The organism is Jannaschia maritima (assembly GCF_030973515.1).
Lineage (GTDB): Bacteria > Pseudomonadota > Alphaproteobacteria > Rhodobacterales > Rhodobacteraceae > Jannaschia > Jannaschia maritima.
On record NZ_JARGZA010000036.1, the window covers coordinates 1 to 9,965 of the forward strand.

11 protein-coding genes are annotated in these 9,965 nt (G+C 62.9%); 7 read left to right on the forward strand and 4 right to left on the reverse strand.

Features of this window, described 5'->3' with window-relative positions:
- Positions 1-393: 393 nt before the first annotated feature.
- The 3 genes from P0084_RS18370 to P0084_RS18380 form a co-directional block, all read right to left on the reverse strand.
- A complete protein-coding gene (locus P0084_RS18370) occupies positions 394-780 on the reverse strand; it encodes a type II toxin-antitoxin system PemK/MazF family toxin (protein WP_308918347.1) in 387 nt (128 codons plus the stop codon).
- Between the two features lie 95 nt (positions 781-875).
- Complete coding sequence (locus P0084_RS18375; protein ID WP_308918348.1) at positions 876-1,193, reverse strand: hypothetical protein; 318 nt, start codon at positions 1,191-1,193, stop codon at positions 876-878.
- The gene (locus tag P0084_RS18380; protein ID WP_308918349.1) at positions 1,186-1,797 is read right to left on the reverse strand and encodes a ParA family protein; all 612 of its coding nucleotides are present in this window, start codon (positions 1,795-1,797) and stop codon (positions 1,186-1,188) included. The genes P0084_RS18375 and P0084_RS18380 overlap by 8 nt, the downstream gene beginning before the upstream one ends.
- A gap of 320 nt (positions 1,798-2,117) precedes the next feature.
- On the opposite strand from P0084_RS18380, the gene P0084_RS18385 reads away from it, so the two are divergent.
- Positions 2,118-2,816: a hypothetical protein gene (locus P0084_RS18385; protein WP_308918350.1), complete on the forward strand. Its 699-nt coding sequence runs from the start codon at positions 2,118-2,120 to the stop codon at positions 2,814-2,816.
- Between the two features lie 72 nt (positions 2,817-2,888).
- Here P0084_RS18385 and P0084_RS18390 read toward each other — a convergent pair whose 3' ends face one another.
- A complete protein-coding gene (locus P0084_RS18390; protein ID WP_308918351.1) occupies positions 2,889-3,140 on the reverse strand; it encodes a hypothetical protein in 252 nt (83 codons plus the stop codon).
- A 180-nt stretch (positions 3,141-3,320) separates the two neighbouring features.
- Here P0084_RS18390 and P0084_RS18395 point away from each other — a divergent pair, with 180 nt between their 5' ends.
- The 6 genes from P0084_RS18395 (at position 3,321) to P0084_RS18420 (ending at position 9,683) form a co-directional block, all read left to right on the forward strand.
- The gene (locus tag P0084_RS18395; protein WP_308918352.1) at positions 3,321-3,587 is read left to right on the forward strand and encodes a hypothetical protein; all 267 of its coding nucleotides are present in this window, start codon (positions 3,321-3,323) and stop codon (positions 3,585-3,587) included.
- Positions 3,584-3,952: a hypothetical protein gene (locus P0084_RS18400; RefSeq protein ID WP_308918353.1), complete on the forward strand. Its 369-nt coding sequence runs from the start codon at positions 3,584-3,586 to the stop codon at positions 3,950-3,952. Before P0084_RS18395 ends, P0084_RS18400 begins: the two co-directional genes overlap by 4 nt.
- On the forward strand, positions 3,949-4,617 hold the full coding sequence (locus tag P0084_RS18405; RefSeq protein ID WP_308918354.1) for a hypothetical protein: 669 nt from the start codon (positions 3,949-3,951) through the stop codon (positions 4,615-4,617). The genes P0084_RS18400 and P0084_RS18405 overlap by 4 nt, the downstream gene beginning before the upstream one ends.
- 420 nt (positions 4,618-5,037) lie before the next feature.
- Positions 5,038-5,580, forward strand: a complete 543-nt coding sequence (locus P0084_RS18410) for a hypothetical protein (RefSeq protein WP_308918355.1) — start codon at positions 5,038-5,040, stop codon at positions 5,578-5,580.
- 113 nt (positions 5,581-5,693) lie between these two features.
- Positions 5,694-7,868, forward strand: a complete 2,175-nt coding sequence (locus P0084_RS18415; protein ID WP_308918356.1) for a hypothetical protein — start codon at positions 5,694-5,696, stop codon at positions 7,866-7,868.
- A gap of 1,134 nt (positions 7,869-9,002) precedes the next feature.
- Complete coding sequence (locus P0084_RS18420; RefSeq protein WP_308918357.1) at positions 9,003-9,683, forward strand: recombinase family protein; 681 nt, start codon at positions 9,003-9,005, stop codon at positions 9,681-9,683.
- Positions 9,684-9,965 lie beyond the last annotated feature (282 nt).

Genomic DNA, 9,965 nt, shown 5'->3' on the forward strand with positions numbered 1-9,965 from the left:
ATCTTCGACGCTTCATCGAGCGTCGAAGATACCTTCTAGGTCGCCGCGCGTCAAGTTGCCTTAAGCATTTGATATCACTGTATAATACCGCAAAGCGCTCGATCTCGACTGATCGAATCCGCCGTGCGGTCCTGCACAACACGATAGAGATCTTACGAGGTGTCTTCATAGCGTGGATTGTACTGAAATTATTCAGCTAGATCAACGTGATAACACATGAATCGAGGATCTCGATCCTGGCACCGTTCTCGGAATTTGAAATCCAAAAGAGCGAAGGGGGCGGCCATGCCACCCCCTCGCGTCTATCTCCCGCCCGAAAGCGGGAAGCGGTCACGGTTGCCCGCGCCGTGTCTAACGGTGAGATAGTGGTGCACACTATTATTGTCAACGAAACTAGTAGGGCAACGACAGTAGGGCCAACCGCTTGATCTCCTCCAAGTCCTCTTGCGAGATCCGAGGGATGTTCTGCCGATGAGGCACCAACCGACTGACCGCGACGGTCATGAAGTGGTCGCAGATGACCCATGACGACTTGCCCAGCTCCAGCGGCGAGTCCATCGGATGGGCATACGGGTTGTCGGGTTGCGCCTTCGTCGTCATCGGCAGGACCGTGACCTTGCCGCGCAACGTCGTTTTCTTCGACATGACGACGACGGGCCGGGTCTTCCAGAATTCCGGTAGCTGGGCATCATCGGGCAGTTTGCACCAGTAGACTTGTCGGATGCGCGGCGCGGCCTTCACCTTCGGTTCGACGCGCGGCGGGCGTTTGTCTTCGTTCAATGGCTTCCCTCGATCACGTTACGGCCCAACCTTAGCAGGTTCGCGCCATAGTGCGCAGGCGCGTCAGCGCCATGACGCCTTAGCGCTAACGCACTTTACCGCTTTCCTTCGAACCGCTCCAAACCTTCCAAGGCCCACCGTTCGACCAACGTCGAGACAGGTTCGCCTGCATCCATCGCGGCAATGCGCAGGCGCTTGGCGTCGTCCAGATTGAACGTAATCGACATCCGCTTGCCGCCCGGCCGGTTCAACCCACCCGCCTTCGCCTCGACTGGTTTCTTAGCAGTCTCGATCGAGGTCGACTCCGTCGAGGTCGAGGCGGCGCGGGGCGGTGCCTTCGTTGTCTTCGTCGCGCTGAGCTTTCGCTTCGGCGTCGGCGTGATCGCGGCCGACAGGTCGGGGGTCTTAGCCATCGAGGAGTCCTTTCACGTAGTGCCAAAGCGCGGCCGCTTCGTCGCGGGCCTTCACGTCCGATCCTTCCGTCACGCCCGATCCATCGACGGCCGCGTCGAGATACGCGGCGCGGTCGTTCAGTTGCGCAGGCGCAACGCGGCCATGCGCGGCAAGCGCGCGGATCGTCGCCTCCAGCATTCGGGACCGCGGCTTCGCCATACTGACGACGAAGGCGAACGGCACCTTCGCGGCGGTCGCGGCGCTGATCGTGGACCCCACCGCGCGGAGGTCGTCAGGGCCTGGCTTGACGGGAATCACTAGTAGGTCCGCCGCGCGGAACGCCTTCGTCAGCCAGTCTCCGGCGCTGGGCGGCGTGTCGATGACCGCCAAATCGAAATCCGATGCGAGGCCCTTCAAAGTCTTTCCAAGAGCCTCGACCGGAGCCTCGACAAGTGCAGGTGCGTCCGATTCCCGTGCATCCCACCACGCCCTAAGTGACCCCTGCGGATCGAGATCCACCACCACGACGCGCATCCCGTCACCCGTCGCGGCGACGGATAACGTTCTGACGAGGTTCGTTTTTCCAGCCCCACCCTTTTGCGAGGCGACTATGATCGTTTGCATGACAGCGTGATACCGCGTCCGCGCGTCAGCGCGAAGGCACGAAAGCAGATTAGCGCTAACGCACTGGAACGTGTGTCAGGAGAACCATTCCGGCTGCGGGATCGGGGTCAGGCGCCGTGGTTAATGGCGCTTGCCGACTCCCCTGCCGACCGGCAAAGCTGCCAAAACGCGAGAAGGGCCGCCCCTGGCAGGACGACCCTCCTCTAAAACATCATGGGTGCGTAAACACCTCAGATGCCCTGATATGCACTGAGTCTATGCGCGCGCACCCGCTTTGGGAAGGGTGTCCGATGCATGCATCATGTGTTTTTTGTCATCATGTGGCGCGCGAGCGTATTGCATGTGGTGATGACCTAGCCGGGATCCGCCGGGACGCCTGCAAGGCTGCGATCACGGGACATATCAGCGCCGACGACTTGGCGGCGATCGATGCCGAGATCGGCGCAGTCGAGGCGCTGCGACGTGCACGACGCCAGACGGAGAAGTCGGGTGCAACGTTGCGAGCGATGGGACCCACTAGACGCCGGGCCTCGACATGGAAGGACCGCCGCCATGTCCGTCGTCGTCGGGCGGCGCTGGGCTTCGTCCCGGTGAAGATGGCCGACGCTTTCACCCCCGGCGAATTCGCCGTCGTGGGGGTGATCGGAGAGGAGATCATGCAGCGCGGCAAATCCTGTCTGAGTGTCAAAGAGATTGCGGACCGCTCAGGGGTATGCCGCGCCATCGCGCAACGCGCCCAACGGCTGGCGGCGGCGCTGGGCCTGATCGTGATCGAGGAACGCCGTGTCAGTCGGATGCGCAACCTGACGAACGTAATCCGCATTCGGGCAGGCGCAGTAGGTCGACGGTGGCGGACATGGCTCAAGCGCCGCCTGAAAAGGGCAGGGGGTGGGCCTACTTTCGTGTCAGGCTCAAATACAAGAGAGTCTAGAAGTGGGTCACAGACGGCTGTGGAACGCCTCGACAAGGCCATCGAACGACTGATCGTGCCGCACGGATCGCACCCTAGGCCCGGCTAGCGCCGCCACGCGCCGCCTCGACACCCAGCACGACGCCGAGATCGACCCCCGGAACACAGGGGGACGGGGAAGCTATGCCTTCTCCGCCCGGCGAGCGGACGCATCCGCCTGCCGGCAAGGAAGACGAAGGCGTCGCCGCACCTCGGACTCGACCCGCCACAGGTGGCGCGCATCCCGTCCGGCGAGCGCGGCGTCGGCTGCCTGCAAGCGGACCACATCGCAGGCACCGATGCCATGCACTTCGATCGCCGTGTCGGCATCGTCGACCACGCGCTGACGGTCAGCACGACGATGGGCGAGGTGGCGGAGGACGACGCGGATCATGGTTCCGCGATACCATCCGCATGGGGCGGGATTATGGTCCCGCGGTACTCCGTCGTCCTGCCCGTTTTACCGACTTGGTCGAGATGTTGCCAGACCGACTCGCTCCAGGGCAATTCAGTCTCACCGAGCCGAATTGACCGTAATTCGTCCAATATGAAACCAGTTAGGACAGATCGCACGATGATGCAGAATCTAGGAATAACGCTGCGGGACCTGGCAATCGCCATGCGCCTGACGCGTCAACAACTGACAGCTATCCGAGATGTATTCCGGTGCCCGGTCCGCGCGGTCGGAACTTATAAAGTCGATGGCGACAACAAGATGATCCTCCCGCTCGACGACATGCTCGAATGGCTCCGCGATACGCTTCCGCTTGTCACCAACCGAATGGAAGCGACCGCCCGAAATGCCGCCGTCGATATCGATCAACTGGAGCCGACCAGATGACACCCGAACAACAAATACGCGAACTGAAGATGCGCGCCGCTGCAGATCGTAGATTGGCGCGTGATGGTCTGGACGAGGGGCCGCGCGATTTCCTGCTAAAGGCGATCGGTGAGACACCAATCGGAGTGCATCACCTATCTACCGGTGCCGGTTTCGATGGATCGGGAAGCGATGTCGAAGAACTGGTCGACTCTTTGTGGTCCACACCGACCGGGCAGGATCTCCGCGTCATCCTGGCCGCCAATGCAGAGGGTGGCGACGGAGATGATGATGATGCATCCGAGATCGAGCGCATCCGCGGGTTGCCGCGCGCGCAAAGGATGTCAGCCGCGCGGGCCTATGACGCGAAGCGGAAAGGGGCGTGACCGGTGGCGAAGATCAAGAAGCCCGTTCCCGATACCCCGGTGCGGCGGGACGGACGTCCCGTCCTACCGTCGCCGAACCGTCCGAAACCACCGGTTCGTCGGGTCCCGCGGAAGCCGGCGCGACCGCGTTGAAGAACGCGCGCCACGAGCGGTTCGCCCGCGCGTTGGCGGCGGGTTTGTCCGGGGTCGACTCCGTGGTCGAAGCCAATGAAGGCATCCGACGCCCATCCGAGAAGGAAATGGGATACCGGCTGCGGAACCGCTCGGATGTCCGGGCGCGCGTCCAATGGCTCCAGCGTCAAGCCTCGACCGATGCCGAGACGATCGAGATCGATACGGCGGCTGACCTACTGCGGCTGTTAGGTCGCCTTTCGGATCATCTCCGGGAAGCCCACGGCCGCCTAAGATCGGAGGGTGCATCCCCGGCTGACTTGCAGAAGATCAGTCGGGTCCTGTCGCTCCATGCGGGTCGGACGTTGAGCAGCTATTCAAATTCCGCCGCGGATCACGAAGCGCAAGAGGACGGCGGGGAGGCCCACCAGGCGATCATAGAGATGCAAGCGCGCATGGCGGCGCTAGGCTTGAGTCGACCGCCTGACGGGCCGCTCCAGCCCGCCCTGCGCGAACGAGGGGCAGACTACTGTGAGTGCTACCGTGAGTGCTGACCCGATCAGCGATTTGCACTTTGTGTTGGAGGACTCAATCGCCTCGATTGGCGTCATCCTCGACGGCGAGCGACTCAAGCCGCGCCTCCGCACCCTGCTGGACCTAATCGACCTTTCGTCCAGTGCGGCCAGCAAAATTGATCGAGCCTTGGCAAAGATTCCCCCGCCGGCTGCGACAGCGCCGTCGCGGGACGGGAGGGCCCTCGACGTCGCCCTGACGTTCCTGTCAGCGCTGGGCTGCAGGATGGACGGCCCATGCCCCGCGTGCGGCCGCCCCCGCGCGCCGCACGTATTCGAAGAGATTGCAGCCCTTCAGGCCGCCGGGGCCTGGCCCACGTGGTCGCGCGGCTAGCCCGCTCGACCCTCCCCGAACTTTGAAATTCGCACCCATTGCCGCGTCAGCGGCGGTGGGGCGGATCGGTGCATCCCAACGCCGGGGCGCGCCGTCCGAACCTCACTCAAACACTCAAGGTTAACATGTACCAGAATGATGATAATCGGCTCGAACGATCGCGGGCCTATCTACTGACCGCCCGCGCGATGCGGGCATCGATGACACCCGTCCCAAACTCGGACAACACCCGTAAGGAAGCGCTCGCGCGCGTCCTGATGCTCGAACAATCGGATCATTATGATCCATGGACGAGGGGACTAATACTCCATGCGGGCGAGCACCTCTATCACCACCTCGAAGTCACAATTGCACGTCTGAAGGCTGACGAGCTCCGCGTCGACATCCATCAATTGCGGACCGCCATCGGTGACGGTCGTGCAGCATTCTCGATCGCACATGTTGCAGGGTGCTTCCGCCGAGACGAGGACGAATTCGGAATTATGCGATATCAGGCTGGCGAGCCTGTTGACGATCCCGTTGTCGCGGATGCGCAAATTCCTATCACGTTCTGGAGCGACCGCGTAGCCGAAATGCCATGCGGGGTCGAAGTCGAATCCATCGCCGCATGAACGAGAAAGGCCGGACGCGCGAAAGCGCGCCCGGCCTCAAGTCAACATGATTGAGTCCTTGTAGCATTGAGCGATACCAATGCAACAGGCGGCCGATCCGATCGGATAACAGAATGACAGATACGAATGAATTCGACGCCGCGTCAGCGGCGATCGCGGAAGGCGTGCCCACACCACGCGGAATGAAGCTGACGAAGGCCGGCGAAAAGCTAAGAAAGAGCGTCAGCGATAAGGAATGGACGGCCGTCGCCGGCGCACCTGCGATGAACGTGGCGGCGGCGAATGCGGCTATCGACCCGCTACTCGATCTCGACCGCCCGGTGCGCACCGCCGAGATCCTGCATGTCGTCATGGGGGTCGCACGGGGGAAGGCCGGGCCGGACGAACGTGACGACCTCGCAAAGTGGGTTCAACAGACTTGGCCCAGCTTCGATGACCGGTGGTTTTCGACCGCGTTCCGCCTTTGCGAGTCGCATGTCGATATGGCGGAGCGGTCGAGGACGGCCGCGCCGAAGGGTCGAGCGACGAACGTCGTCGGCCGCGACGGCTTTCTGAAATTGTGCAGCCATGCCTACCAATACCTTCAGACGAAGCACGCGGATAATCCGACCCTCTTCCGGCACGGCAGCGAGATCGCCCGTGTGGCGCAGGTAGAGGAAGAGGACTCGGCTGTGGTCGAAGTATTGCGCCTAGACTCGTTCGCAGCGGCGGCGCTGATCCCCCACTATCGGGAGGCCGGTGATAACCGCATGATTGACGTTTCAATGCCGCGGGATGTCGCCGCGGCCCTCTACAATCAGCCGAACCTGCCCCTGCCGTATTTGGCCGGGGTCAGCCGCGCGCCCGCGTTCGGCGCGGACGGTTCGCTACAGATGCGGCCCGGCTACTGTCCGGAATCGCGGACCTGGTATGCACCCCCGGCCGGGCTCCATATCCCCGCCGTCGGGGAATGGGCGTCATCCTACGCGCGGGCGCAGGACGTGGCCGAGGCGATCCGCCTGATCGTGATTGAGCTCATGGCTGACTTTCCCTTCGATGGCGTCAGCCGTGACGACATCGAGGCCCGGCTCGATGGGCGGTCCGACGATGCCATGCCAGCATCCATGTTGAACGCGTTGGGCCTACTGATCGAACCGTTCTGCAGGTCGATGATCTCCGGGCCGGTTCCCGCGACCCTGGTCAGCAAGCCCGTGGCCGGGACCGGCGCGACCGCGTTGGCGGAGTGCATCCAGACCGTCGTCGCAGGCGTCAGCAACGCGCGGCCGCCGCTTAGCGGAAGCGAGGAGGAACGGCGCAAGATGCTATTCACTGCGGTGAAGGCCGCCGAACCTGTGATGCTGATCGACAATGTCAGCGGAGAGATCGACAGCCCTACACTGGCTAGTCTGCTGACGAGCACGACCTTCACGGACCGCGAACTCGGACGGTCCGAGGAACGCCGCCTACCGGTTCGGTCCTCGATCGTCTTCACGTCGAACAACTGCAGGTTCGCGACGGAACTCCAGCGTCGTCTGTCCCTCATCCGGTTGGATGCGGGATGCGCTGATCCCAAGGCCCGCACGGGCTGGAGGCATCCTGACCTATTGGGCTGGGTCGAAGCAAACCGGGGACGGCTGATATGGGCCGCCTTGACGCTGATTCAGAACTGGGTGGCGGACGGGTGCCAGCCGCCGCGCCATGCGCCTTCCGTGGCGTCCTACGCCGGGTGGTCTTATGTCGTCGGGGGCGTCATCGAAGCCGCGCATCCGGCGTTCACCACCTGGCAGGCGAACCGGGCGGGGATCGAGATGTTCGCGGCCGCGGGCGAGGCGGATGGGCTAACGGCCCTGCTCCGGAAATGGTGGAGGGATCACCCGGACCTTGTCGGGGGCGCGAAGTCGTCGGAGCTCGCGGACCTGGCCGGATTGGACGATACCGAACTGCCGGTGTCCCTTAATAAGACCCGAGACGCATACAGCGCCGTCGCGTTGGGCCGCTACCTGGCCGGCTTCAACGGCGCGCCGTTCCGTCTGGGCGGGGGGCTGACGGTCGTCCTGCGGAAGCGCGACGATCACGTGACGCGGTCCGCGTTGTGGTCGTTGTCGAAGATCGAAGCGGCGGTTCCGGAGGTGGCCGCGTCAGCGGCGTCCGGGTCGAAGGCCCCCCGAACATACAGGAACTTCCCGCTGCATCCCCGTCCCGTCCAGCACGATGGCGGGGCCGGCGGCGGGGTGGTGGTCCCCTTGCGTCGTCCGGGCGGGCGTCAGCGGGCGCGGGGCGGCATAGCGGCGGAGGCCCACCGGAGATAGGATCCTATCTCCGGGCAATCTCCGGTGAATCTCCGGTAAAATTCCTTCAACAATAACATGGAGTTATGGAATGATTCTGGAGATTCTGGAGATTCACCCGGACCTTGAAATCTATGGTGGATTCATCCTTTTTGCACGGCGTTAGCCGTCATGCATGTAGGGCGGGCGGATGGGGCGCTGAATCTCCAGAATCTCCGGTAGATCGGGCTAACGCCCTGGTTCGTAACGAGGAATCGCTCCGGAGATTCGCCGGAGATTGCCCGGAGATGATCGGCCATCTCCGGTGCGCCCCGACGACCTGCTGCGGCCCTGCCCATAGCCCGCACTACGACGTTGCCCCGGCCCGCCCCCGCGCGGCACCTGCCGGCCGGACCGGCACCCCCTGCGCACGAAGTGAACCAATCGGTTCAGTTTTGACGCGAGCGCGTTTCTCTGCTGCGCCCATCCCGTCCGTTTTGACGCTAAGTCATTTTTATGCTGGAGCCGGATCCGGCTGGAGCGTGCCGTATCATCGTTCTACATTTGTTCCATAATGGTTTTTAAGCGCCTGAACTACATCGGTCCTATGGAGCTCTTCCAGATTGCCGACTTGAACGCCGCCGACCGGGTCGTTGTAACATGTGCCCGGTGTCACCACTGGCACCGCGTCTATCCCGCACAACTGATCGACCGATACCCGACCACGTTGCCTATCGTGGACGTGCTGAAGACCTTTCGCTGTCGCGGGTGCCGTGCATCGGGAAAGGAATACGCGCAATGGATCGTAGAGCGCGCGCAACATGGCGCGACGCTCTATGGCGACCGGCGCGACCCGTTCACGGTCCCGGATCTAACGACAGACCCAAAGCCATCCTCAACCCGCACACCGCGATGATGGCCTTTTTCATGCCGATGAGGCTAGGCGGACCTCGATCGTCACAAGGGCCAGATCAGCCACAGGGCGACGACGATCAGGATCAGGTTCATGATACCGGCAACCATGGGTCGGACCTGGTCTACCGCACCTGTCATATCAATACTCATTACAGCGTGATCGTGTGAAAGCACGTTAGCAATTTAGCGCTAAAGAATCATCGCGCTTTGGCGTCATAATGCTAGTGTGTCAGACACAACGTTTGATGATTGGATGACACCGTGACCGACTTTGTTCTCTACCGCCGCGTATCGACCGCACAACAGGGCCGTTCGGGTCTCGGACTCGAGGCGCAGGCCCGCGACCTCGACCTCTACCTATCGGGCCGCGCCGGTCCGGACGCAAACGTGATCGGCACCTATACCGACATCCAGTCGGGCGCGCGCGCCGACCGGCCCGAACTGGCGAAAGCCGTCCAGGCCGCGAAGGACGCGGGCGCGGTCCTGCTAGTAGCGAAACTCGATCGCCTGTCTCGCAACGTCGCATTCATCGCCAACCTGCTTGAGGACGCGGACCTACAGTTGCGCGTTGCTGCGATGCCGGACGCGGATCGTTTCGCGCTGCACGTCTATGCCGCCCTTGCGGAGCAAGAGCGCACGTTCATATCCGAACGGACGAAAGCCGCGCTGGCGATGGCGAAGGCACGAGGAGTCCGGTTGGGCGGCTTACGTCCCAACACCGTGCGTCGAAACGAGCACGTCAGTGCCAAGGCGGATGCCGATGCCAAGCGCATCGCGCCCATCGTCCGACCGCTCCGCAACGCGGGTGCCAGCCTGCGGACCATCGCCAAGGCATTGACCGACGAAGGTATCGAGACGCCGCGCGGCGGGGCGTGGACCGCGACCGCCGTCCGCCGCGCGCTGTCCCGGATCGAGGCAAAGACCTCAACCTCGATCGCCTGACAGCGACACCCTCGACCGTCCCCTCGACCACGCGGTTGAGGGGACCCATAGGGGGGTAGGGGGGACCCCCCAAACGGCGCGCAGTAGCTGGAAGCGTGACGGCTAGTAAGATCTAGAAGATAGTCGGCCGGATTGTGCGTCGGCGCGAAGAAATCCACTTAGCGTTGTGAGATTTGGCTTCCCGGAACGCCTACCCTCAACCCCCCACGCGCGGCGACCTAGAAGGTATCTTCGACGCTTCATCGAGCGTCGAAGATACCTTCTAGGTCGCCGCGCGTCAAG